Origin of the sequence: Methylicorpusculum oleiharenae, assembly GCF_009828925.2 — a bacterium.
In the GTDB taxonomy this organism is placed as follows: domain Bacteria; phylum Pseudomonadota; class Gammaproteobacteria; order Methylococcales; family Methylomonadaceae; genus Methylicorpusculum; species Methylicorpusculum oleiharenae.
This window is the reverse complement of the sequence record NZ_WUTY02000001.1, coordinates 721,431-745,044: the sequence shown is the minus strand read 5'-3', so window position 1 is coordinate 745,044 and position 23,614 is coordinate 721,431. Positions and strand designations below refer to the sequence as shown.

At 47.0% G+C, this 23,614-nt stretch carries 27 protein-coding genes and 1 tRNA gene; 14 read left to right on the top strand and 14 right to left on the bottom strand.

All coding sequences use genetic code 11. From position 1 onward, the window contains the following. The first annotated feature begins 1 nt into the window (after position 1). The 9 genes from GO003_RS03530 (at position 2) to GO003_RS03490 (ending at position 6,488) form a co-directional block, all read left to right on the top strand. Positions 2–883, top strand: coding sequence for a TonB family protein (locus tag GO003_RS03530; protein WP_231088802.1), 882 nt, complete (start codon positions 2–4; stop codon positions 881–883). Positions 884–913: 30 nt separating this feature from the next. Next, complete coding sequence (locus GO003_RS03525; protein ID WP_331001657.1) at positions 914–1,480, top strand: YqgE/AlgH family protein; 567 nt, start codon at positions 914–916, stop codon at positions 1,478–1,480. Continuing rightward, the gene (ruvX, locus tag GO003_RS03520) at positions 1,473–1,925 is read left to right on the top strand and encodes a Holliday junction resolvase RuvX (protein WP_159651581.1); all 453 of its coding nucleotides are present in this window, start codon (positions 1,473–1,475) and stop codon (positions 1,923–1,925) included. Before GO003_RS03525 ends, ruvX begins: the two co-directional genes overlap by 8 nt. Before the next feature lie 6 nt (positions 1,926–1,931). Then, the gene (gene pyrR / locus GO003_RS03515; protein ID WP_159651583.1) at positions 1,932–2,450 is read left to right on the top strand and encodes a bifunctional pyr operon transcriptional regulator/uracil phosphoribosyltransferase PyrR; all 519 of its coding nucleotides are present in this window, start codon (positions 1,932–1,934) and stop codon (positions 2,448–2,450) included. Positions 2,451–2,455: 5 nt separating this feature from the next. Further along, complete coding sequence (locus tag GO003_RS03510; protein WP_159651585.1) at positions 2,456–3,418, top strand: aspartate carbamoyltransferase catalytic subunit; 963 nt, start codon at positions 2,456–2,458, stop codon at positions 3,416–3,418. Then, complete coding sequence (locus GO003_RS03505) at positions 3,418–4,698, top strand: dihydroorotase (protein ID WP_159651587.1); 1,281 nt, start codon at positions 3,418–3,420, stop codon at positions 4,696–4,698. The genes GO003_RS03510 and GO003_RS03505 overlap by 1 nt, the downstream gene beginning before the upstream one ends. A gap of 10 nt (positions 4,699–4,708) precedes the next feature. Further along, complete coding sequence (locus tag GO003_RS03500) at positions 4,709–5,020, top strand: cytochrome c (protein ID WP_159651589.1); 312 nt, start codon at positions 4,709–4,711, stop codon at positions 5,018–5,020. 5 nt (positions 5,021–5,025) lie between these two features. Beyond that, the gene (locus tag GO003_RS03495) at positions 5,026–5,763 is read left to right on the top strand and encodes an LOG family protein (RefSeq protein WP_159651591.1); all 738 of its coding nucleotides are present in this window, start codon (positions 5,026–5,028) and stop codon (positions 5,761–5,763) included. A 92-nt stretch (positions 5,764–5,855) separates the two neighbouring features. Then, complete coding sequence (locus GO003_RS03490; protein WP_159651593.1) at positions 5,856–6,488, top strand: inorganic pyrophosphatase; 633 nt, start codon at positions 5,856–5,858, stop codon at positions 6,486–6,488. Positions 6,489–6,560: 72 nt separating this feature from the next. Here the strand turns inward: GO003_RS03490 and GO003_RS03485 are convergent. Together GO003_RS03485 and GO003_RS03480 are read right to left on the bottom strand one after the other, a co-directional pair. Beyond that, positions 6,561–6,636, bottom strand: a tRNA-Val gene (locus GO003_RS03485). 69 nt (positions 6,637–6,705) lie between these two features. Further along, positions 6,706–7,494 (bottom strand): pentapeptide repeat-containing protein, encoded by a 789-nt coding sequence (locus GO003_RS03480; protein ID WP_159651595.1) that lies wholly within the window; start codon positions 7,492–7,494, stop codon positions 6,706–6,708. Between the two features lie 382 nt (positions 7,495–7,876). Between GO003_RS03480 and GO003_RS03475 the strand changes: the two genes are divergently transcribed. Continuing rightward, positions 7,877–9,184, top strand: coding sequence for a hypothetical protein (locus GO003_RS03475; protein WP_231088801.1), 1,308 nt, complete (start codon positions 7,877–7,879; stop codon positions 9,182–9,184). A 143-nt stretch (positions 9,185–9,327) separates the two neighbouring features. Then, positions 9,328–9,528: a hypothetical protein gene (locus GO003_RS03470; protein ID WP_159651597.1), complete on the top strand. Its 201-nt coding sequence runs from the start codon at positions 9,328–9,330 to the stop codon at positions 9,526–9,528. 5 nt (positions 9,529–9,533) lie between these two features. Here GO003_RS03470 and GO003_RS03465 read toward each other — a convergent pair whose 3' ends face one another. From GO003_RS03465 to aroG, 6 genes are all read right to left on the bottom strand, one after another. Next, positions 9,534–10,613 (bottom strand): alkene reductase, encoded by a 1,080-nt coding sequence (locus GO003_RS03465; protein ID WP_159651599.1) that lies wholly within the window; start codon positions 10,611–10,613, stop codon positions 9,534–9,536. 112 nt (positions 10,614–10,725) lie between these two features. Beyond that, positions 10,726–11,055: a chaperone modulator CbpM gene (locus GO003_RS03460; RefSeq protein ID WP_159651601.1), complete on the bottom strand. Its 330-nt coding sequence runs from the start codon at positions 11,053–11,055 to the stop codon at positions 10,726–10,728. Further along, positions 11,052–12,005, bottom strand: coding sequence for a DnaJ C-terminal domain-containing protein (locus tag GO003_RS03455; protein ID WP_159651603.1), 954 nt, complete (start codon positions 12,003–12,005; stop codon positions 11,052–11,054). The genes GO003_RS03460 and GO003_RS03455 overlap by 4 nt, the downstream gene beginning before the upstream one ends. Before the next feature lie 445 nt (positions 12,006–12,450). Then, on the bottom strand, positions 12,451–13,137 hold the full coding sequence (gene trmB, locus GO003_RS03450; protein WP_159651605.1) for a tRNA (guanosine(46)-N7)-methyltransferase TrmB: 687 nt from the start codon (positions 13,135–13,137) through the stop codon (positions 12,451–12,453). A 140-nt stretch (positions 13,138–13,277) separates the two neighbouring features. Then, a complete protein-coding gene (thiS, locus tag GO003_RS03445; RefSeq protein ID WP_159651607.1) occupies positions 13,278–14,255 on the bottom strand; it encodes a sulfur carrier protein ThiS in 978 nt (325 codons plus the stop codon). Positions 14,256–14,266: 11 nt separating this feature from the next. Further along, positions 14,267–15,337, bottom strand: coding sequence for a 3-deoxy-7-phosphoheptulonate synthase AroG (gene aroG, locus GO003_RS03440; protein ID WP_159651609.1), 1,071 nt, complete (start codon positions 15,335–15,337; stop codon positions 14,267–14,269). A 182-nt stretch (positions 15,338–15,519) separates the two neighbouring features. Here aroG and GO003_RS03435 point away from each other — a divergent pair, with 182 nt between their 5' ends. Together GO003_RS03435 and GO003_RS03430 are read left to right on the top strand one after the other, a co-directional pair. Then, positions 15,520–16,182, top strand: coding sequence for an SOS response-associated peptidase (locus GO003_RS03435; RefSeq protein WP_159651611.1), 663 nt, complete (start codon positions 15,520–15,522; stop codon positions 16,180–16,182). Positions 16,183–16,440: 258 nt separating this feature from the next. After that, on the top strand, positions 16,441–16,716 hold the full coding sequence (locus GO003_RS03430) for a cupin domain-containing protein (protein WP_159651613.1): 276 nt from the start codon (positions 16,441–16,443) through the stop codon (positions 16,714–16,716). Between the two features lie 510 nt (positions 16,717–17,226). On the opposite strand, the gene GO003_RS03425 is transcribed toward GO003_RS03430, so the two are convergent. From GO003_RS03425 to GO003_RS03405, 5 genes are all read right to left on the bottom strand, one after another. Then, positions 17,227–17,964, bottom strand: coding sequence for a hypothetical protein (locus GO003_RS03425; protein WP_159651615.1), 738 nt, complete (start codon positions 17,962–17,964; stop codon positions 17,227–17,229). Between the two features lie 529 nt (positions 17,965–18,493). Next, the gene (locus tag GO003_RS03420; RefSeq protein ID WP_159651617.1) at positions 18,494–19,213 is read right to left on the bottom strand and encodes an Lcl C-terminal domain-containing protein; all 720 of its coding nucleotides are present in this window, start codon (positions 19,211–19,213) and stop codon (positions 18,494–18,496) included. 422 nt (positions 19,214–19,635) lie between these two features. Continuing rightward, entirely contained in the window at positions 19,636–19,977 is a 342-nt protein-coding gene (locus GO003_RS03415) for a DUF5615 family PIN-like protein (protein WP_159651619.1), read from the bottom strand. After that, a complete protein-coding gene (locus GO003_RS03410) occupies positions 19,974–20,201 on the bottom strand; it encodes a DUF433 domain-containing protein (protein ID WP_159651621.1) in 228 nt (75 codons plus the stop codon). Before GO003_RS03410 ends, GO003_RS03415 begins: the two co-directional genes overlap by 4 nt. A gap of 414 nt (positions 20,202–20,615) precedes the next feature. Continuing rightward, the gene (locus tag GO003_RS03405) at positions 20,616–20,864 is read right to left on the bottom strand and encodes a hypothetical protein (protein WP_159651623.1); all 249 of its coding nucleotides are present in this window, start codon (positions 20,862–20,864) and stop codon (positions 20,616–20,618) included. 195 nt (positions 20,865–21,059) lie between these two features. Between GO003_RS03405 and GO003_RS03400 the strand changes: the two genes are divergently transcribed. Then, positions 21,060–22,082, top strand: a complete 1,023-nt coding sequence (locus tag GO003_RS03400) for a glycoside hydrolase family 17 protein (RefSeq protein WP_159651625.1) — start codon at positions 21,060–21,062, stop codon at positions 22,080–22,082. Here the strand turns inward: GO003_RS03400 and GO003_RS03395 are convergent. Then, positions 22,079–23,464, bottom strand: coding sequence for a cryptochrome/photolyase family protein (locus GO003_RS03395; protein ID WP_159651627.1), 1,386 nt, complete (start codon positions 23,462–23,464; stop codon positions 22,079–22,081). The two genes, GO003_RS03400 and GO003_RS03395, sit on opposite strands and share 4 nt — an antisense overlap. Between the last annotated feature and the right edge of the window lie 150 nt (positions 23,465–23,614).

The window sequence follows — 23,614 nt, the reverse complement described above, 5'->3', positions numbered from 1 at the left end:
AATGACTTTGGGCAGATTTTCCGCCACATCGGAAAATGATTCTTTGTTGGTTGCCTTGTTTATTGCCGCGGTTTTCCACACGCTGGTTATCTTCGGAACGAATTTTATGTCGCCCAAGCCGGAGAAAGTCAGTCGTACGATTGAAGTGACATTGGCAAATACACCGGCGCCCAAGACACCGAAAAAAGCCAGTTTTCTGGCGCAGGATAATCAAATTGGCGCAGGCGAGAAAATAACCAAACCGGTGCCGCCCAAGCAAAAACTGGCTAGCAGTCCGGCCGTCAAGCCATCGCCTGTGCCGGTCAAAACCAAGCCGCCCAAATCACAACCCAAAGAAGCGGCAACGGTCAAAAAAATCATAGCAACGACAAAACCGGCTGAAGTTAAAATCACGCAAAAAGAAGCGCCAGTAGAAGAGGAAGCCACGCCCGCGCCTACGCCGCACATTTCAGCAGCGGAGCTTCAGCAACAGATTACCCAGCTGGGCACTGAAATTCGGCAGAAACAACAAAGCACGGATCTCAGCAAAATAAAGCACGTAAACTCCGTGAGTACGCACAAATATGTGGCGGCTCAATACATGAAAGATTGGGAAAACAAGGTGGAAAGAACCGGAAACCTTAACTATCCTGAAGAAGCCAGCAAAAAAAACTTTTACGGCAAACTGACTATGGAAGTGGGTATAAAACCTGACGGTACCATTTACAATATCCGTATCAAGCAATCTTCCGGCAACGTTGCCCTTGATGAAGCGGCTAAGAGAATCGTCCGGATTAGCGAGCCTTTTCCGCCTTTGCCCAAAGATCTACTTCAGGAATTAGATGTGCTTGTGATTACACGTGTCTGGCAATTTTCAGACAAATCCGGCATGACCAGTCAATAACCGATTTAATAGCAGATTCCGATGCCAAATATCAAAAACGGCGCGACATACTTAAACAACCAGTTTCTGATAGCGATGCCCAACCTGACGGATCCTGGTTTTTCCCATACGGTCACCTATCTGTGTCAGCATAATGACGAGGGTGCTCTCGGTATTGTAATTAATCGATTAATCGACATGAAGCTGGGGGAAATTTTCACTCAAATGGATATCAAAGCCTCATCTCAAAGCGCCATTGACGCGCCGGTATTTTCGGGCGGGCCCGTTCAACAGGAAAGAGGCTTTGTCATCCACGAAGCAACAGGCGAATGGGATTCCTCGCTACTGATTTCAGATATTATCGCGTTGACAACCTCACGGGATATTCTGGAAGCCATCGCAGCAGGTGAGGGGCCTCAAAATTATCTGGTCGCACTTGGTTATGCAGGATGGGGGGAAGGACAGCTGGAACGTGAGATTATCAGCAATGCCTGGCTCAATACGCCTAGCGGGAATGACATTTTATTCAGTACGCCCGTCAGTCAACGCTGGTATGCGGCCGCAAATCAAATCGGGATCGATATCAACAAACTGACCGCACCGGCAGGACATGGCTGATCGAAGCGCGCTTTCAAACCCCATCAATCGGGATACCTTTCTGGGTTTCGACTTCGGTAATAAAAAAATCGGTGTAGCCGTGGGTCAAACCGTTACCGGAACAGCCAACGCGCTGGAAACCATCAAATCGATTAATCAGGCTCCCGATTGGCTTGCAATCAGCCGGTTGATCAAGGAATGGCAGCCCGCCGGTTTTGTCGTGGGTATATCCCGTCAACTCGACGGCAGTGACAATCTGATTACGCCGCGTATGCTGAAATTCTGCCGGCAACTTGAAGGCCGCTATAATCTGCCGGTTTACCAGCAGGACGAAACCCTGACTACTTTTGAAGCCAAACAGTTGCTATTCGATGATCATCGTCTCAAGGCAAAGAAACTATGGGCAATTCAAGACCAGCTGGCGGCTCAACTTATTCTGCAAACCTGGCTCAATAACTCAAAATAATAAAAAATGATTAACACACCTCTGCAAATTCCCGCTTTGTTATCAACCCTCGAAAACTCGTTGATAGAAACGATAAACGAAAGAAAATTAAGCAATCCGCTGATGATTGGTATTCGCACCGGCGGAGTCTGGATTGCCGAACGTTTACATCAACGTTTAAATTTTGAAGAGCCGTTGGGTTTGCTCGATATTTCGTTTTACCGTGATGATTTTTCACAGATAGGCGTACACCCAAATGTCAAACCCAGTCAATTGCCTACCACGATAGAGGGTCGCGATATCATCCTGATCGATGATGTGTTTTATACCGGCCGCACCATTCGCGCCGCGTTGAATGAAATTTTTGATTACGGCCGTCCTAATCAAGTGGTGCTTGCCGTACTGATAGAACGGGATGGGCGGCAGATTCCGCTAAAACCGGATTGTTACGGTGCCCGCATTTCATTACAGGACAACCAACGTATCAAGCTTACCGGCCCTGAGCCACTGAGCATTTATATTCAATCTATGAACGAGGCAGCCTAAGTTCTATGACGGAAAACCTGCAATTAAATTCTGACGGTAAATTAAAACACTTTCTGACGATTGAGGGCCTCGATAAAGCTTTATTGACCGAAATTCTTGATACAGCAGAGTCGTTTGCAGGGATGTCGGAGCAACAGGTAAAAAAAGTGCCTTTGTTACGCGGTAAAACCATTGTAAATCTGTTTTTTGAAAACAGTACCCGCACCCGTACGACATTTGAACTGGCAGCCATCCGCTTGTCTGCCGATGTCATCAACATGAATATTGCCACCTCGGCTACCTCCAAAGGTGAAAGCCTGCTGGATACCATCCGCAATCTGGAGGCCATGTTCGTGGATATGTTTGTCGTCAGACACGCCACCAGCGGCGCCGCTCATTTTATTGCCCAACATACCGCCCCTCATGTCAGCGTCATTAATGCCGGTGACGGTCAGCATAGTCATCCTACTCAAGCGATGCTGGATATGTTTACCATCCGGCAAATAAAAAAAGAATTTGCACCGTTAAGAGTAGCCATCATCGGCGATATATTGCATTCTCGAGTCGCCCGCTCCCAGATACTTGCTCTAAATACACTGGGAGCAGCAGAGATACGCGTAATCGCTCCCAAAACATTATTGCCGGCCCATGTCGAGACCTTGGGCGTTAATGTCTTCCATAACTTGACGGAAGGTTTAAAAGATATTGATGTGGTTATCATGCTGCGATTACAAAAAGAGCGCATGACCTCTGCTTTGTTGCCCAGCGAAAGTGAATACTTTAAATGTTTCGGTCTGACCCCGGCCAAATTAAAAATCGCCAAGCCCGATGCGATTGTAATGCATCCAGGTCCTATTAACCGCGGTGTTGAAATAGATACACGGGTTGCCGACGGCGCTCAATCCGTAATTTTGCAACAAGTGAGTAATGGTATCGCCGTGCGTATGGCGGTTATGTCAATGGCCATGCAGGCAAGAGGGAACGGATAATGCAAAAAATAGCCATAGAAAACGGCAGGATTATCGACCCGGCCAATCAAACCGATAGTATTGGCTCGTTGTATATAGCGGAAGGCCATGTTATCGCGGTAAACGAAACGCCTGGGGACTTTACTCCGGATATTGTCATTGATGCGCAAAATCAGATTGTTTGCCCGGGCTTTATCGATATTAGCACACGGCTACGCCAGCCCGGTCAAAGTCATAAAGCCACCATAAAAAGTGAAACACGCGCTGCAGCCAGCGCCGGCGTCACGACGCTGGTGTTGCAGGCGGATACCAAGCCCGCCGCGGATACCCCGGCCATTTTGGAATTGATCAAAGATTTGGCGGACAAAGCGGACTATCCGAATATTGTAACCATAGGCGCCCTGACCCAAAAACTGGAAGGACAAGAACTCAGTCCAATGCTGGCGCTCAAGCAGGCGGGATGCATTGCCGTCGGCAATGCCGGTAAACCCGTGTCCAACCTCTTGATACTCAGACGTGCAATGGAATATGCCGCCAGCCATGATTTATTGCTGATTTATCGTCCTCATGAACATAGCCTGGGTAATAAAGGCTGTGCACATGAGGGAGCGGTCGCTACCCGCTATGGCCTACCCGGTATTCCCTATACGGCTGAAACCATTGCGCTGGCTCAATGCCTGGAACTCGCCGAACAAACGGGTTGCCGGGTCCATTTTGGACAAATCAGCTGCAAACGGTCGTTGATAAAAATTCAACAAGCGAAAAAATACGGCCTTGATGTGAGTGCCGATATCGCCATTCATCAGTTGCATCTGACCGAAAATGACATGGAGCCGTTTGATAGCGCTTATCATGTTTTGCCTCCGCTACGCAGTGATCAGGATAAGCAGGCGCTGCGAGATGCCTTGTCACAAGGCGTGATTACAGTGCTGTGTTCAGATCATCAGCCGCATGATCTGGATGCAAAGCTGGGTGCCTTTCCCGAAACCGAACCCGGCATGGCATCCATTGAAACTCTGCTATCTTTAATGCTTAAACTGGTCAATGATAAAACCATATCGTTATCGCAAGGAATCGCTGCATTAACCTGCAATCCCGCCTCAATACTACGCTTACCCAGCGGATCTCTGAGCGTCGGCATGATCGCCGATATTTGCGTATTTGATGCCCACATGAACTGGACGATCGACTCTACGACGTGGAAAAGTAAAGGTTTAAACACGCCGTTTTGGGGGAGCACTTTGTCAGGTCGCGTTACTCACACTCTTCAATCCGGCAAAATTATTTATTCTCTGAATTAAGGAGTTTGCCATGAAGAAGTCTTATCGCTTTTCCACGCTGTGCATCACATTGGCCATCAATGGCTGTACCAGTGATTTCAAACCCGACTCCTCCGCTTCGGGAGAGCAAATATTTCAGGCAGCCTGCGCGGAGTGTCATCAACCTCTGGATGAAAATGTTCCTGATGTCCTGTTTGAACTGCACCCAAAAAATATGAACGCAGGATTCGTTAAACATAAAATTTACACAGGTTCAATCCGAATGCCAAAATTTCCCAACATCAAAGGAAGCAAAATGCATTCGTTAAGCACGTATGTACTTGCTCACAGCATCAGCAAATAAAATATATGGAATGTAATCACAGACAAAATAACTCATTCAACACCATTGATGACGTCAAAGGTGACCAGTCCTGGCGGATTTTTCGAATTATCAGTGAATTTACCGAGGGGTTTGACCGACTATCCCATTTATGTGACGCCATTTCCATTTTCGGTTCCGCCCGCTTGGCGCCCAATCATCCTTATTATCAAAAAACGGTAGAAATAGCCGGGTTGTTAGCCCAGCATGATTTTGCGATTATAAGCGGTGGTGGTCCCGGCATTATGGAAGCCGCCAACAAGGGGGCTCATTCCCATAGACAGCCTTCAATCGGCCTCAACATAGAGTTGCCGATGGAGCAAAGGCCTAATCCCTACCAGGATATATCCCTGGGTTTCCGTTATTTTTTTGTACGTAAAGTCATGTTTGTCAGGCATTCGATGGGATATGTCTGCATGCCGGGCGGTTTTGGAACGCTGGACGAATTATTTGAATCGCTAACCCTGATGCAAACCAAAAAGATTTATCCATTACCCCTGGTTTTATTCGGTACCGATTTTTGGCAAGGGCTAATGGAATGGATAAAGACAACACTGATCGAATACCAAACCGTATCAGAAGAGGACCTGAATTTTATCACGCTGACTGACGATCCTCAGGAAGTGCTGGATATTATGATTAGACATAGAGATTGGAAAAACCAGCAGCGCATGGAAAGTCGCTCAGGAAGTTCAATTGATTACAGTCATAATTCGGCAGGTTAGATGAATAGACCTCAGGGCTGGCGCTTAAAAATACTCAAGCCAAAGCTTACCTAACGAGCCACTTTCCTTATATCACCCATCTGCACAAAAAAATGAATATACCCTACAAAGCGCATCCTTGGCATGGCATCCATCCTGGTGAACAAGCCCCTACCGTCGTGACGGCTTTTATAGAGATGGTCCCTTCCGACACCGTGAAATACGAAATCGACAAAACAACAGGGTATCTTAAGATAGACCGGCCCCAGAAGTTTTCAAATACTGTGCCGACGCTCTATGGCTTTATTCCGCAGACCTATTGCGCGGAAAAAGTGGCCAAATTTGCCGAAAAGATGTCGGGAAAAACGGTTGCCAAAGGGGATGGCGATCCTTTGGATATCTGTGTTCTGAGTGAGCGGGCAGTTACCCATGGCAATATCATTTTGCCAGCCATTCCGATCGGCGGCTTTCGTCTGCTAGATAGAGGGGAAGCGGATGACAAAATTATTGCGGTTATGAAAGGTGATGAGTTTTATCGTCAGTGGAATGATGTATCAGATTGCCCGTCATCTTATATCAACCGGCTGAAACATTATTTTCTGACGTACAAAAATTTGCCGGGTGAAACGAGTCATTGCGAGATAACCAACGTCTACGGGCGTGACGAAGCTCATGAAGTGATCCGTCTGGCCATGGCCGACTACCAGGCGCATTACGACAATACGGAAGAGGAAAAGCCTGTTTAAAGTTAATAACCCGAAATAACAATCTCGCTGACTCGGCGGGTAGAACAAAATAGTAAAATTGAAGATTCAAATTGGTGGGTGCTGAGGGGTTCGAACCCCCGACCCTCGCCTTGTAAGGGCGATGCTCTCCCAGCTGAGCTAAGCACCCACTCGTTTTGAAGACGCGCATTTTACACGAAAATTCATTTTATGAAAGACCGGATTTAACGGAATCGATTTAATCGAAAATAGCCGTATCCCGGCCTTTGACTTTTTCAAGCCGCAGTAAAACAGCCTCCTCTTTAATACCTTTAAACTTGGCCCCCGAGATTAAAGAACCCGTGAAATTGGCATCCAACAGTTTGGCGCTGGACAAGTCGGCATCCGACAAATCCGTGTTGCTTAGATTGGCTCCCGCCATATCGGCTGCAAAAAATGTGGCTTTGCTCAGATTGGCTTTTGTCAGATTTGCCAATCGCAGCATGGCTCTATCGAAATTACCGCCTGACAAATTGGCACCGGTCAAATTGGCGCCTTTCAAGCTCGCGCGCATTAAACCCATAGGCTGATTTTTCATATCGGCGCCCCAATTGGCGTTGGAGATGTCCGCGTAGCTGAGGTTGGCGCCATCCATGATGGCAATGACACGGCTGCCGGTAAGATTGGCCTTGCTCATGTCTGCTTTAACCAGGCTCACTCCGAAAATGCTCACATTGGATAAATCGGCATGGGTCAGCTTTATCCCGGTCATCACCGTTAAATCCAGAACCAGTCCTGATAAATTGGCATGACTCAGATCCGCTTGCCTAAGATCTGCTCCCCATAAGTCTGCATGGCGCAAATCCAGTCGTGACAAATCGAGTCCGCGTAAATCCTTTCTCCGCAGATCAGCCGGTTTGGACTGCGTCGCTGATGCTAAAAGCCCTTCAATTTCTGATCGGGTCAAATCCGCTGCCCATCCTTCTTCATTGACGAAAAACAGGCATAACGCTGAACAAATCAAACGGGTCACAAAAAATGGTTTCATAAGCCTCACTCTCGTTAAAGTTATTACAGAATGTGATTGAGAATAATCGGTAAACTGTATTAACCGCAAATTTTTAATAACTGACCGGTCTGCCCATGATCGGCATGCTTAAAGTGATGCAAATAAAAATCGTCGTGTCAGACGGGGCCGGACCTTGTAAAATACTCCGTATCTGCTCACTCCCTCCAATTTTAGTGGGTGTAGGTGGTTGATTGAAAAGGCTTCTGCAACAAGGACGAATTTACGCGTCGTTTGAGATCAAGCACCTACAGCCTTAATTCAAAGCGGGCGAGTAGTTACAAATGCTCACCCTATTCATCGTTCATTAAAACAGCTTAGTGGACGTCTTCGTTTTTTTCAGGGTTCACCCGTTATTATCTGAATGCAATCAAAATCGATGGAAGACTTGCACGATCAACAAGACGCCGGCAATCCGGAGCGTCTGAACAAAGAATGTTATTGTGTATCACTTGATAGGTCGGCTATGCAGGCTCAATTATCAGAACAAGCCAGGGAACTGGATCTTTATAAAATGATTACCGAAGAAAGGCCGCACCTTTTTGCCGAATCGGCTGTTTTTGTCACCGAATCCTGCCTTTCCAAACAGCAGCAAATCATTGTCGCGATTGAAAACGTGATTGCTTTACCCGCGTTCCAGGCGCTGGTGCTAAGTTTTGCGCCTTCGGCTGCACATTTTATCCCTAAAGCCAGCGGTGTTTTTTTGGGTTTTGATTTTCATTTAAGTCCGGAAGGACCCCAGCTGATTGAAATCAACACCAACGCCGGTGGGGCAATGCTCAATGTCATGCTGGCTAAAGCCCAATTATCCTGTTGCGAGCTTGCCGCGGGCAAGCAACCCGGCATCACTTCTTCATGCAAGGCCGAGCAGGCATTTATGGCCATGTTTCTTCAGGAATGGCAGGCAGAAAATACACAAAGATCATTGAAATCCATCGCGATTGTTGATACGCAGCCGCAAACCCAATTCATGCTGCCTGAATTCATTCTTTTTCAAAAATTATTCGAGCGAAACGGCATCACTGCCGTTATTGCCGATCCCTCAGAACTTGATTATAAGGAGGGCCATGTCTGGTATGGTCACTTGCAGATCGACCTTATTTACAATCGGCTCACTGACTTTGGCTTGATGCAGCCCGAGCATCATCAGCTTAGGGACGCTTATCTTGATTCGGCCGTTGTCTTGACGCCCCATCCCCGAAATCATGCGCTTTATGCCGATAAAAGAAATCTGGCGTTGCTGACGGATGAAACAACACTGCTGGAATTAGACATTGATGAGCCAACCCGTACCTTGTTGCTTCAAGGCATCGCACAAACGCGCCTGGTGAAGGCCGATGATGCCGACTGGCTTTGGAAAAACCGTAAACAGTTGTTCTTCAAGCCCGCCAGAGGTTACGGCAGCAAAGCCGCTTATCGCGGCGACAAAATGACTCATCGCGTTTTTGATGAAATTCTGCAGCACGATTATGTCGCTCAAAAGCTGGTTCAGCCAAGCGAGCGGCAACTTGAAATAGGCAACGAAAAGCTGGATTTTAAGGTAGATCTGCGTAATTACGTTTATCAGCGTCAGGTGCAATGGGTCTGCGCCCGCTTATATCAAGGCCAAACAACCAACTTTAGAACGCCGGGAGGAGGCTTTGCCCAGGTCGTTGCGATTCCGGATGTCTAAGCGAAAATCAGTGTCCTGTGTCGGGATGTGTTCAAAAAACACCCTTCTGAAAGGTGATGGGACTGTCCGTAGGCCTTTTTAAGATGTCACGAATCTGTCATATCAAACGGCGATAATTCAGTTTTATTTTTCCGGAATTATTTATGAATGATGGATGCAACGCACTAACGGCTCAATACACTTTTCCGCTGGATATGGACGAAGTCTGTGTCAGCTTCTTGCCGGCTATCGACCAAGCCTTATTGCATTTGCTGGTCGATAACAAAAGAATGGCCCCTTCAGCGGGTTCAGAGCCATCGCGGTTTTTTAGTCTTGACGAACATGAACTCGCTTTAGGGCGATAAGGCCATCATTTGAGTGCGGGATAATCGGTGTAACCTTTTTCCCCGCCGCCATAGAACGTATCAAAGTCCGGCTCATTCAAGGGCGCATTGATTTTGAATCGCGCCACCAAATCAGGATTGGCGATAAAAGGCTTGCCGAACGCCACCAGATCGCAGCGCTTCGCGGCAATGCTCTCGTTTGCGCTGGCCAAAGTGTAGCCGCCGTTGGCAATATAAACGCCTTTGAAATGCTGTCTTAACACATCAAAATCAAAGGTGGAATGATCCTCTTCAACCGGAATCATACGTTCGACGATGTGAAGATAAGCTAAGTTGAATCGGTTTAACTGCTCAATGACATAAGCAAAATGGGTTTGGGGATCACTGTCCGTCATGTCGTTAAAGGGATTGGTCGGAGATAATCGCAAACCTACTTTATCCGGTCCTATTGCCTCAGATACTGCCGCTAATACCTCAAACAAAAAGCGAGCACGATTTTCGATAGATCCGCCATAGGCATCGGCTCTGAGGTTGGAACCATCGCGCAGGAACTGATCCAGTAAATAACCATTGGCGGCATGCACTTCAATACCGTCAAATCCCGCTTTAAGTGCATTAATGGCTGCTGATCGATAGTGGTCAATGATTATGGGTATTTCGGATAGTTCCAGTGCTCTTGGTGTCTCGTAGGGCTTAAAGCCATCCTCGGTAAATGCGTTGCCTTCAATTTTAATGGCCGATGGCGCAACGGGCAGTTGATGACCCGGTTGCAAGTCGCGGTGTGAAACGCGGCCAACATGCCAAAGCTGCAACACAATCAGGCCGCCTTCTTCATGAACGGCCGAGGTTACTTTCCGCCAGCCCTCGATCTGTTCATCACTGTAAATGCCCGGCGTATAGGCATAGCCTTTACCTTGCGGTGAGATTTGAGTTGCTTCGGCAATGATTAATCCAGCGGTAGCTCGCTGGCGGTAATACGTGGCATTCAATTCCCAGGGAATATCGCCAGGTTGTTTTGACCGGCTGCGGGTCAAAGGCGCCATGACGATTCGATTTTTTAATGAGAGACTTCCGGCAATAACCGGCGTGAATAAACTAGTTGGCATGGTACTTCCCGGGTTGAATTAAACAAAAAGTGCAATCGGCTATAAAGATTAATCAGGTAATTTTTCAATCAATCACCTGCATCCTCAAATCTAAGTGGGCGAGTAGTTACCATTAACGCAGGTAATGGCGGTGTTCTGACGCGGCAATTTGCGCACGCAGCATCTCCCGTTCTTCCATTAAATCCAGAACCAGGGCAATTCCTGCCAGATTGATGCCCAAATCCCGTTGCAGCCTCAGAGCAAAACGTGCGCGAACCAGATTGGCACCTGAAAAAAGCCATTCATGAATGTTTTCGCCGCTGGGTTCAATGATACTCTCTTCGACGAGACTGATGATCATATCGGCATTGGTGCCGCAGGCTTTGCAGAGCTGGCCCAATGTCAGGCTGTCTTCTTCAATCACGGTGCCGGTATACACTAATAACAAATCAGATGATTTCATAAGCTGAGTCCTAGCGATTGACGCGGATTAAAATCCAGTTGTACTTGCATTTGCCGGTAAACCGAGCGAGCCGCTTCAGAATCGGCCGGTGGCAGTGTAATTTGCAGCACAACATAAAAATCGCCCGGATTTTTCGAGGGTAAGCCTCGACCTTTTATTCGCAGTTTGCTGCCTTGTCTGGAATTGGCAGGGATGCTCAGGTCGACAGGGCCTTCTGGCGTGGGTACCTTGATTTTGGCGCCCAATGCAGCCTCCCAGGGCGTCACCGGTAAATCCAGGTAAATATCGGTATCGATGACATGATAGAGCCGATGTGGATTAAATGCGACCTCGAGTAATAAATCACCGGCTTGCGCGCCGCCCAGTCCAGGGCTACCCTGGCCTGAAAGTCTGATATGCTGGCCCGGTTTGATGCCTTTGGGTATTTTGATATTCAGGGATCTTTGTTTTAGTTGCAAATACCCTTTCGCATCGGTCTCGGGGATGTTGAAAATAATCGTCTTTGTTGCGCCGGTGATGCTCTCTTCCAGGTCAATTGTGATTTTGGCATGCGTATCCTGGCCTCGGTTATGAACGTTGAAATGTTCGCGGCCTGCACTTCTGAAACCCGTATGGCCGAATAATTGCTCAAAGAAATCACTGTAGACACCGGCTTCGTCACTGGTAAATCCTCCGCCCTTGAATTCAAATGCTTGTTCCCAATCGGGCGGAGGATTGAAATCCTGTCCGGCTTTCCAGTTAGCGCCCAATTTATCGTAGGCCGTTCTTTTTTCCGGGTCTTTTAATACCTCATAGGCTTCGCCTAACTCTTTAAATTTAGCTTCGGCATTTTTTTCCTTGCTGACATCGGGATGATATTTTCGCGCTAATTTACGATAAGCCCGCTTGATCTCTTCCTGAGTCGCAGAGCGAGAAACGCCCATAATTTGATAGTAATCTTTAAATTTCATAGCGTGCGGTTAACCAATGGATAGTGTTAAACAGTGATCCTTTGACAGCAATTCCCAGTTTGGTGATAAAAAAGGGGCGTCGTAAGCTTTGCGCGGATGTCGGCAGCAGGGATACTGCCGTCAAGTCGCCATGGATGGGTTTACGGCGTTCCTGGCAAGGCTTACGACAACCCTCAAAACGACATTAAAAGTTCAAACCGGGAAGTGCAGGATTTTACCCATAGGATTAACCCTGTGCTGCAAAGTTTAGCCACTTCGGGTAGGCCCTGAAGGTTTCTTGCTACATTGGCAAACCTTATTTCTTAAGTCAACACAATTGAGACAGACAGCGGCAGCACTCAACACGTTGAAACTTAAATGGATGTACAGCAAATTTTTGATTGAAGCGGGAAGTGTTGAATTATCGACGTTAAAGCGGAGGCAAGCCTGTTCTTGCGGAAATCTTTTAGTTACGGATAAAAATCAAATCCCATACGCCATGACCTAAACGCAGTCCACGGTTTTCAAACTTGGTTACCGGTCTGTATTCGGGGCGTTCGCAGTAATCACCGGTCAAACCGCTGTTGCTGAGCTCAGGCTCGGCGTTTAATACTTCCAGCATATGCTGGGCATAATTTTCCCAATCGGTTGCCGCATGAAAATAGCCGCCGGGTTTCAATTTTTTGACGACCGTGCTGATAAATTCGGGCCTGACGATTCTTCTTTTGTGGTGTTTTTTCTTAGGCCAGGGGTCTGCAAAAAAAAGATGAATTCCGTCCAGACTGTGGTCTTTGATCCGGCGTTCCAGTATCTCAACCGCATCATGGCAATAAATTCTGAGGTTGGTTAAGCCGAGTTGTTCCGTGAGCATCAATAAATGCCCAACTCCGGGTTTATGTACTTCAATACCTACAAAATTGGTATCCGGTGAATCCGCCGCCATTTGTGCCAGACTTTCGCCATTGCCGAAGCCGATTTCAAGAACGGTCGGCGCTTCTCGTCCGAACGCTTCAGCAAAACAGCATTCTGCGTCAGGATCCAGGCAAAAAGTATCCCAATGGTTTGCCAAAGCGAGTTCCTGGCCGGGAGTAATACGCCCTTGTCTGCGAATAAAACTGCGAATTCTTCGGGGGGCCGTTGGCTCAGATAACATGATGCGTGTAAAAGTAAAAATAGGTTAATGCTAAAGGCGTCATGACAGTGTCTTAAGCAAAAAGAAATGCTGTTGATATGGCGGTGTCTTGTAACCGCAGGCCGGGTAAGTGGTCGCTTAATCCGGCACAGCGTAAAAGTTTACAAAAACAAACCGTCTATGGGCGATGATGCTGACGCAAACCGCTTTCTGGGCATTCTGCCAGCCAAAAATGCAAGCCTACCTGCTTCAATACCTTTTTTCATCGCTTCGGCCATTAACACTGGATTTTGCGCGGCTGCAATCGCGGTGTTCATCAGTACGCCGGCGCAACCTAACTCCATGGCAATAGCGGCATCAGATGCAGTGCCGACGCCGGCATCTACCAGAATCGGCACTGAGGCGTTTTCAACGATAGTCAATATGTTATACGGGTTGCGAATGCCAAGGCCTGAGCCTATGGGTGCTGCCAGCGGCATTACGGCGACACAGCCGATTTCTTCCAGTCGCTTTGCGGCAATGGGATCGTCATTGGTATACACCATGACGTCAAAGCCATCTTTAACCAATAATTCAGCTGCTTTGTAGGTTTCAGCGACATCGGGAAACAGGGTTTTTTGATCCGCCAACACTTCCAGTTTGACCAGATTATGGCCGCCCAGCAATTCCCGGCCCAAACGGCAGGTGCGCACGGCATCATCTGCGGTATAACAACCGGCCGTGTTAGGTAAAATCGTATATTTATCGGGCGAAATGATATCCAGCAGATTGGGTTCGCCGGGGTTTTGGCCGATATTGGTTCGGCGTATCGCAACCGTTACAATTTCTGCGCCGCTGGCCTCGATGGCCAGTCGGGTTTCTTCCATGTCTTTATATTTTCCGGTGCCCACCAATAAACGGGAGCGAAAGCTGCGGCCCGCGACGGTAAAAGAATCGTCCTGCCCGCCGCCTATGGCATGAACTATTTCCAGACGGTCCCCTTCTTTTAAATGTTGCTTGGCGTAACTGTCAAACGGCAGGATTTCTTTGTTAAATTCAACAGCAATGCGTTTTCCGGTTAAGCCCATCGCCGCAACTACCTGATCAACCGTCGTTCCATCAGGGTATGTCAGGGTTTCGCCATTTACAAATACATTCACACTCTTTCTCCTCAGTTTTCGATCATTCTGCGTTGCTGAACGGCTTTGGCCAAATTGTTTAATAGCTGTACCGAGTCGTTCCATCCCAGACAGGCATCGGTAATACTTTGTCCATAGTTCAACGGTTTGCCCGGGACGACATTCTGGCTGCCCGGTTTAAGGTGGCTTTCTATCATCACGCCGATAATGCGTTTGTCGCCCCCGCTAATCTGCTCGGCGACATCCTCGCCGACCACCATCTGCCGTTGGTACTGCTTCAGGCTGTTGGCATGGCTGAAATCAATCATGATATTGGGTGTTAATTTTGCATTCTCAAGACCCTCGGCAACTTTGGCAACATTAAAGGCATCATAATTCGGGCCCCCATTGCCGCCGCGCAAGATGATATGCGCATCCTCATTGCCGCGCGTTGAAAAAATAGCCGAACGGCCTTCCTTGGTTAACGATAGAAAATGGTGCGGACTCATCGCAGCACCGATGGCATCGATGGCAATTTTAATGGACCCATCCGTGGCATTTTTAAAGCCGACTGCACACGACAAGCCGGATGATAGTTCGCGGTGAACCTGGCTTTCTGTCGTGCGCGCGCCGATTGCGCCCCATGAAATCAAATCGGAAACGTATTGTGGCGTAATCAAGTCAAGGTATTCAGTCGCTGCCGGCATGCCCAGATTATTCAAATCCAGCAACAAACGCCGGGCGATGCGTAACCCCTTGTTAATATCAAAACTGGAATCCAGATCCGGATCGTTGATCAAGCCTTTCCAGCCTACAGTTGTTCTGGGTTTTTCAAAATAAACCCGCATGATAATCAGCAAATCCTTGCTTAGGTCGTCCTTAACCGCTTTCAGACGGTTTCCATATTCAATCGCGGCTTTAGGGTCGTGAATTGAGCAGGGTCCGATCACCACCATGAGCCGATCATCATCCCCGGTTAAAATATCGTGAATCTCCGCCCGGGTTTTTACAACGGTTTCTGCTGCAAACTCGGTAATGGGGTATTCATCATGAACCGTAACAGGCGCAATGACTTCTTTGATTTCACTGATTCTCAAGTCATCGGTGTTATTTTTAATATGCATGGTCAAATATCGATCTATTGGATTGGGCGGATGGTTAGCAGGCTATTTTAACCGTTTTTACCTGCATTTTGTTAGTTTTACTGCTAGGGCGTCTTTCTTATGAGTAAAAGCCAAGCAAAGAATTCTTGTCTATCATGCGCTCCCGGAAGTAAGCTTGTTACGCAAATAACACAGGGAATCTTATGTGCGGAAGATTTTCATTGACGGCAACGCCGGAACTAATCACTGAAGCGTTTCAACTGGAACGTTTGCCAAATTACGAAACCAGTTACAACATCCCGCCCGGTCAGAAAATTCTGGCGGTCGTCCGGCTGGATGATGGCCGCCATAAAGCCGTCAATCTTTTCTGGGGGCTCATTCCGCCCTGGGCGAAAGACCCAATCATTGGTCATCGTCTGATTAACGCAAGAGCGGAAACTGTGGCCGAAAAGCCCTCATTCAGAACGGCCTTTCAGCGCAAGCGCTGTCTGATTCCTGCTGACGGATTTTATGAATGGGCCAAAACGGATCAGGGTAAACAGGCTCATCATATTCATCGGATTGATGACGGCTTATTCGCGTTAGCAGGTCTTTGGGAGCATTGGGAAAAGGATGCGGAAATCCTCTATTCCTGCACCATTATCACGACGGCAGCCAATGCGTTGATTCAACCCATTCACGAGCGTATGCCCGTCATTATTGGCCGGCAGCACTATGATGACTGGCTGGACAAGCAGCAACCGCCGGACCTGCTTCAGGCCTTATTGGCACACGATGCTTATCAGAAGATGGCGGTTACTCCGGTCAGTGATTGGGTCAATAATCCGGTCCATGACGATAAACGCTGTATTGCTGTAGTATCCTGATAAGACTGTTTTAAGCCTGCATTTTCCCCTTTTGAACTTTTATCTGGCATTGAGGGTTGTCGTAAGCCTTGCGAGGAACACCGTAGACCCATCCATGGGGGCTTGACGGCAGCATCCCTGCTACCGACATCTTCGCAAAGCTTACGCCCCCCTTTTTTTTATCATCAAATTGGGAATTGCTGGTGTTAAGCACTAGCCGGGGGCGGTCGAAAAAATGATAGAATTTCACTTCGAATCATTTTAAGTTTTAGGAATCATATGCCGCAAATTACGATTGAACATAAACCCAGTGAAGAACGCTTGGAAGAATTAGGCGTTGCCGGTTGGGCCATTTGGGAAAAAGAAGTGTCTACATTTACGATCGATTTCGACGAAACAGAAACGGCTTATATTCTTGAAGGCGAAATTCTGGTGACTCCCGAGGGCGGTGAGCCGGTTCGTATTTTGCCGGGTGATTTGGTTGTTTTCCCTGAAGGACTCAACAGCAATTGGGAAGTGGTTAAGCCATTGCGTAAGCATTACAGTTACGATTAAATCAAGATAAGGCGTCAGGCCAGGGACCTAGCGACCGCTTTTTTCCAGGATCTGGCGCCTGCTTTTTCCAGGTAGCCATACAATGCTTAAAACAATTGATAGCCAGCCAGTCCAACGATTTTCCCTGTTCTAAGAGGCCAATGCAGGGCTGCTTATTTTCTTTGGGTATTCGGAATTGGATGTTGAAAAGTTAAAGTTTGACAGAATAAAAAAATCCATCCCTTGTTGAAACCAATGAAAAGCCAACTTTAATCTGGGCCTTATCGAATTTTGAAACACTGTATACCTGACATTCGAACCGACAATTGTTTGAGAAGATCGCAGGTAACAATCGACCCAATCCAGTCCTAGATGTTCGTGAATAGTGTGACATGAATTGTTTGGAATGCGGTCTTTCAAACTATTTTTTAAATGCATGATTGCAAGACCTGACCCGTTTATGTGCATCCAATCATAAAAAATCCTTTCAAGTAAAAGTTCAGTTGCGGGGCTAATTTTCCTGTTTTCCAACTAACGCTTATTCCGAATTTTGTCTATGGCGTTTATTTTTCTATCAGATTTATCTTTGTCCAAAAAACAAATCTCTGTGTTTTTGGATGTTCTAATGATCTCGTCAATAACTGGCTTATCATTAGTCAAAAAATCCTCTAGGCATTTCAGATAATCGGCACTGTTGTAGTTTCGGTGTTCATAATAACGGTTCCAACGCCCTTCTACGCCGTCATCAACCCGATTGCATTCAAAACCGCTTAACTCCTCTATGATTTTAGTAATCACAGGCTCTTTCGTTTCCCATTTATCCGATCCCGAGATATTCGATAACTGGATGCAACACAAAGGTATTGATGAATTCGATTTGCCCAAAGAGTTCGGGTAATGGTCGCTTAGATAGACATGAAAACAAATGTTGGGCGTCTTGCCGTAAGTATCACCTCCAGTGTAAAAGCTAATCGATAGGTAGTTGTCATTTCCGGTAAACCAATAGCCTTGGCTTAATCGTTCGTGCGCTTTTTGACGAGGCATAAAAATAACACCGCGTTCCTTCAAAAATTGAAATAGCTCATCGTGTATTTTCAATATTCGTCGATTGCCCAAATTATTTTCAGCATCAGGAACTGATGTTTTTCTTGCATCAACTCCTTCATATTCATTGAGTAACATTTCAATCACCGATTCAGGCGTTGCGAAGCCGACGGCGTGTTTTTCTAGTCTTGCAAATAATGAATCCGAGACATTAATAGTTGGCATGGCACACCTTTTTCTAAGAAATTCAGAATTATTCTAAAGCATAAAATTCTAATACGCAAAGGAATTTATAGAGATAATTAGAATAACAAGATCTTTTTAAGAATTCCTTAGTAACTAAGGATTACAAACGACTATAGAGCAGTTTTTACGTAAGATCACTCTACCCGGCAAAATCTGAGTCAGCGGACCTCCCCAAAATCGTCTCCACTATAGAACACACACTGATAACTGATTGATTTTATGAGAAGTTAGCACTTGTACGAATTCTTTATTAGGATCATTACTAGAAAATCTAAGGCAGGTTTGATGCGGATAACAGTCATTCAACTTTCATAAAATTTGTACTACTGACCGGCTGAAGTTGGCCGTTACCGGCTCCACAAACATTCCGAACAAAAAAATGCGACCAACGAGTCGCTATCTAAACTGATGGACTATTTCTAAATAGTATCAACCAAAATCATTTAATCACAAAGTGAGGATAGTTACATAAGCAATTGCTAATTCTATAATTGGCATTATTAGATAATCAGTAACGAATTCGCATTCTCAGGCTTAACAATCCGATTAACCCCGATCCCATCAGCCATAGCGCTCCGGGTATTGGTATGGCCGGCACTTGTCCGGGGCTGACCGCCCATGCGTAGTTCTTACTGCTCTTATTGAAGTCGTCCTGGCCACCATTGTAGGTAAGGAAGAGCCACGCGTTATAAGGATCAGGCGGATACTCCGTAGCCAACCAGTACGCATAGGACTGCTCGTTGTTGAAAGTGGGGGTATTAGGAATACTGTTGAATGCCGTTCCGCCCAGTTCGCTGTAGAACAATTGGCCTAGTTCACTTCCGGTTTGGTTGAAGCCAAGTTGCGGATTAGCGCCGGCACTCGGCAAGCGCCATTGACTGCTGCCGCCGTAGTTGATGCTGTTCAGGTAGTCGGTGAAAGCAAGACCGCCCCACCAGGTCATGCGACCACTTGAAATGCTGAAATGACCGGCTTCGATGGTTTGTGAACCATCGGCTGGGTCGTTATAGCTGGGTGTAACACTGGCAATCTGGCTGATAAGACTATTGTCGGCATCGTACATCGTTTTGAACAGGTTGGCGTCTTGCGTCCAGGTGACATTGCTTACGCTGCTGTAGACCACAGGTATATTGCCGACGGCATAGTAAGAAGTTAAAGCGGCCTGCGCGTTGAGGGCAGTCAAGCTGAACAGAAGGCCCAGGGCCAGTTTGGTGGTTGTTAAACTCATTTTCATTTCTCCGTGTTTCATTCTAAAGATAAAATGCGTGCACAGCAATGCAGCCTTGAAGCTGGTAGGTCAGGTTGCGTCAGCTACCTGACTTTTACTCAGGCACGATATTACCCCAATCGCTTGAGGGCTTGAGGGCTTGAGGGCTTGAGGGCTTGAGGGCTAATGAGCCTTCCATGCCGCTTTGTTAGTGCAAGCGAATTTAGAAAAAATTGTGAAATGACTCTAACTTTATTTTGTGAAGTTTTAATGACAATTATCGGTTAGCTTTATCCGAAAATTGATCAAACGGCGTGACTACAGTGCTTACGATGATTGCATCCAAACTATCAGGCCACTTTGAGCCGGTTTTTTGTCGCTGGCATAGAGGCCGTGGGTGTCTCAAAGTGGCCGGGACGAGCATTGATAAAACAAACATAACGTCACGACTTATCAGCCAATTCCACAACCACATGACCTTCATCCAATAATTGCAGGGCTTGTGGAAAAACTTCGGTGAACAATGCTTGTAACCGCTGGTTAGTAGTATTACCGCAGGTGACCCAAAGTAATTGTGGTGGTGGTTGCTGACGTAGAAGTAGTTCGACAAAATCACTGTCCTTACTGATTAAAACGACACCCTCTTGTTGAGCGCGCTCGAAAATCTCTAGATCGTTGGCATCACGCAAACCCAGTTCCCGTAGGGCATACGCTTCAACTTTGAATGTCCAGCGCAGCCAATCGGCCAGATTGGGAGGTAGTTGGGCGTCAACCCAAAAAATCATGCGACCAGTCGTTCAAGGTTGGCTCGTCGGGCTGCGTAAAGAAGGCAGGCCTGGATGTCAGCGAGTTCTAGGTCCGGGTAGTCGAGCAGAATTCTCTCACTACTGACGCCCTCTGCCAGCATGTGCAAGATATCACTGACCCGTATTCTCATGCCGCGAATGCAAGGCTTGCCGCCGCATTGTAACGGGTTATGGGTGATTCGGCTCTCGACTTGCTCGTTCATAATGTGACTTTTTCCGTGCTAAATTGACTTTATTTTAACTTCATCAGGCCAGAAAGTACTAACCGCGTACCCTGTATCTGGATTACAAGTCAAACCAAAATGTTGACAGCATATAGCTAGTAGTGACTCATCAATATCATTTTGCTCGCCAAATACCGGACAGTCAACTGGGTGACAGGATGCCTTAACTATCGAAATTGGACAGCGACCCCCCGAGGGTCCGGTTATGGTCGGGAATGTTAATTCGCCATTGAAGCAAACCTATCTTGATAGCTGTGCTTCATATTTTTACTGCTTCTATGGCTTCACACTTAAGGCTGGACAGTTGTGGGTAGGACGTTTGTGCCCGCGTCATTCTGACCATCATAAATGAGGCAGTCCAACCCCCCTCAGTCCCCATCTCGGAAGAAGCAGTTAGAAGCCGCTTCGATAAAGGAATTCTTGATTATAAAGATGCTTCAGCAACAACGTCTTTCCGGCAGAGCCTGCCCCGGACAGGGAATGCCGGGGGATTGCCGGAATCCAGGCCACAAGGATGTGTTCGGCGCTCGCCATCCATGGCGTCTGGATCTCGGCAATCCGTGCCGAGATGACGGTTTTTGACTGAGCTGATTGATCTTTATAATCAGGAAGGAATTTGGCAGTTTCGAATGGTATATGCATACAAAATAATATCTTAATGAATATTTCGTTAGGAGTGGTTTCGGTTTCCCACCCAGGAAAGTGGGGCTTTATTCTGTAAAAGTGGGGTTAAACAGTTTTTTTAGCGCAGAGCTGTTTTTAACGCCCGGAAGACTTGGGCCGGTGTGATGAATGTGTTACAACAGGCTCATTATTTTCAATAAACAGCAAATCACCATGTTTCAGCCGTTTAAAAGCCTTTTTCCAACCCATTTTTCTTATCGTATCCTGAATCGGAAAAGTATCAGCGTTGTATTTTTAGCACTGCTTTTGTCTTCAGGTTGTGCGAAAACCGATAGTGAGCCTTTGCGCGCTGCTCTTGCCTCCACTCGATTTGTTGCCTATACACCTACGGATCTGAAAATTATTTATGGTCAGGTCAAGCCGGCCTCCAAAGATCAGATTACCCGTGATTTAACCGTGTTGCGTAATGATTTTCGGGGCTTGATTACCTATTCCTGCGCAGATGGTCTGGAACACTTGCCGGCTATTGCGAAATCGCAGGGCTTTACCGCGATTATCCTGGGCATTTGGGATCCGATGTCCGAGGTGGAACTAACGAATGCCAAAAAACTGGTCAATCAATTTCCTGATCTGATTGTCGGTATCTCGGTAGGCAATGAAAACTTGCTGGCCAAACGTTATGACTGGGATCAATTGAAACAGGCCATGCGCAAATTACGCAGCGAGTTGCCCGGTACGCCGGTTGCGACTTCGGAGCCGTTCTATTATTACTTGAATGATGAACCGGCTGATTTTATTGCCGAGCAGGACTTTCTGTTGCCCAGCATTCACCCGCTTTTTCAGCCCTGGTTTGAACAAGGTAATACGGCATCCTGGGTGAATTTTGTCGTCGAGGTTATGAATTTACTGATCAAAAAATCCGATAAGCTTATTTTGATCAAAGAAAGTGGTTTACCCAGCGGTCCTAAAGGCAGCCGCTTCAGTCCTGAGCAACAAGCCGGTTTTTGGGTGGAACTCTATCAAAAAATGCCCCGTACGCCGGGTTTGAATTTGGCGTATTTCGAAGGCTTTGATCATGCCTGGAAAGAGGAAAACGCCAAGGTCGATTTTAAAGGTGCACATCCTGAAGAAGGGTATTGGGGCTTTTATACTGAGGCCGGTCAGCCCAAGCCGGTGCTCAAAGCGCTCAGAAAGCTTTGGCAGAGCACCGCACAAAGTCAGGAGGTGCCGCGTTAGTCCCTGTTTGTTTCGCTACAGTTTTTGAAAAGCTGTTTGGTGATTGTTGTTTCATAAGCGTGATCAATCATGGGCTTGGGATAAGTGCCGGACAGGTATTTTTTATCCCAGGCATGGATGATTTTGGCGGGTACGGATTTCAATTCAGGAATCCAGCGGTAGATATAGCGGCAATCCGGATCGAATTTTTGTTGTTGCAGCCAGGGATTGAAAATTCTGAAATAAGGCTGGGCGTCACAGCCGGTGGAGGCGGCCCACTGCCAATTGCCGTTATTGACACACGGGTCATAATCAACCAGATGCTGGGCGAAATAGCGTTCACCCCACCGCCAGCTGATACGTAAGTCTTTGACCAGAAAGGACGCCGTAATCATCCTGACGCGGTTGTGCATGAATCCGGTGTTGTTGAGTTCCCGCATGCCGGCATCGACAATCGGAAACCCGGTTCTGCCTTCCGCCCAAGCTTTAAACTGATCAAGAATGTTTTGCCAGGGTATGTGGTCAAATTTTGATACGAACGCATGGCCGAATACTTTCGGGTAGTGATAACCGATATGGGTAAAAAAATCTCGCCAATATAACTGCCTTATCAGCGGATGCTCTTCCCCCAATTCGCTGCTGATTGCTTGATGCGCTTCCCTGACCGAACAGGTGCCGAATTTTAAATGAGCCGAAAGCAGGCTGGTGCTCTGTAACCCCGGATAATCGCGTGTTTCCTGATAGTTTTTTTGAGATGCGAGGTGCTCCAGGATCGACAGGGCCTCTTTTCTGCCGCCCGCTTGAGATGGACTGTCCGCGCTATCCAGCAATGACTCGAATGAATAGTTCGGTGGGTTTTCAACAAACTTTGAAAAACAGCCCTGAGCTAAAGCCTTGGGCGAGGGCACCGGGAATCGCCGGACGTTATTGTAAAAAGGTGTAAATATTTTATACGCTTCCCCATTCTGTTTTACCGCTTCTTCTGGTTCTGTTAACAAGGCATCGGCCAAGACATGAAGATCAATGCCGTTGTTTTGGCAAGTGGTGTAGAGCTTTTCATCCCGTTGACGGCTGAAAGGAGAATAATCACGGTTGATAAAAACGGCATTGATGGCAGCGGTCTGAATCAGTGTTTCAACGATGCTCTGCGGCGAGCCATAAAAAAACGATAATCCGGCCTCTTTTTCACTGAATTGTGCCTGCAAGTCTTTAAGGCTTTGCAGCATAAATTGCAGGGCAGGCCGGCTTTGGTAAGGGTGAGGCTCAATTTGCGCAGGATCGAAGATAAAACAGGGCAGTACACACGCCGACTGTTGCAGTGCGGCGTTAAGAGCGGTATTGTCAACCAGTCTTAAATCGCGGCGGAATATAAAAAGCGAATGGCGGTAACGGGTTGTTGTCATAATCGAAAAGTAGAAAGAGGAGAAGGCTCAGTTTATCGCTGTTTAAAGAACATAAGAACATACTGCCGAAAATAGCGCCGTCAAGTCAGCTTTAATCCGGTGTGATTAAAAAATAAAGGTTAACGCGGAAATGACAACCTGTTTTTTCTT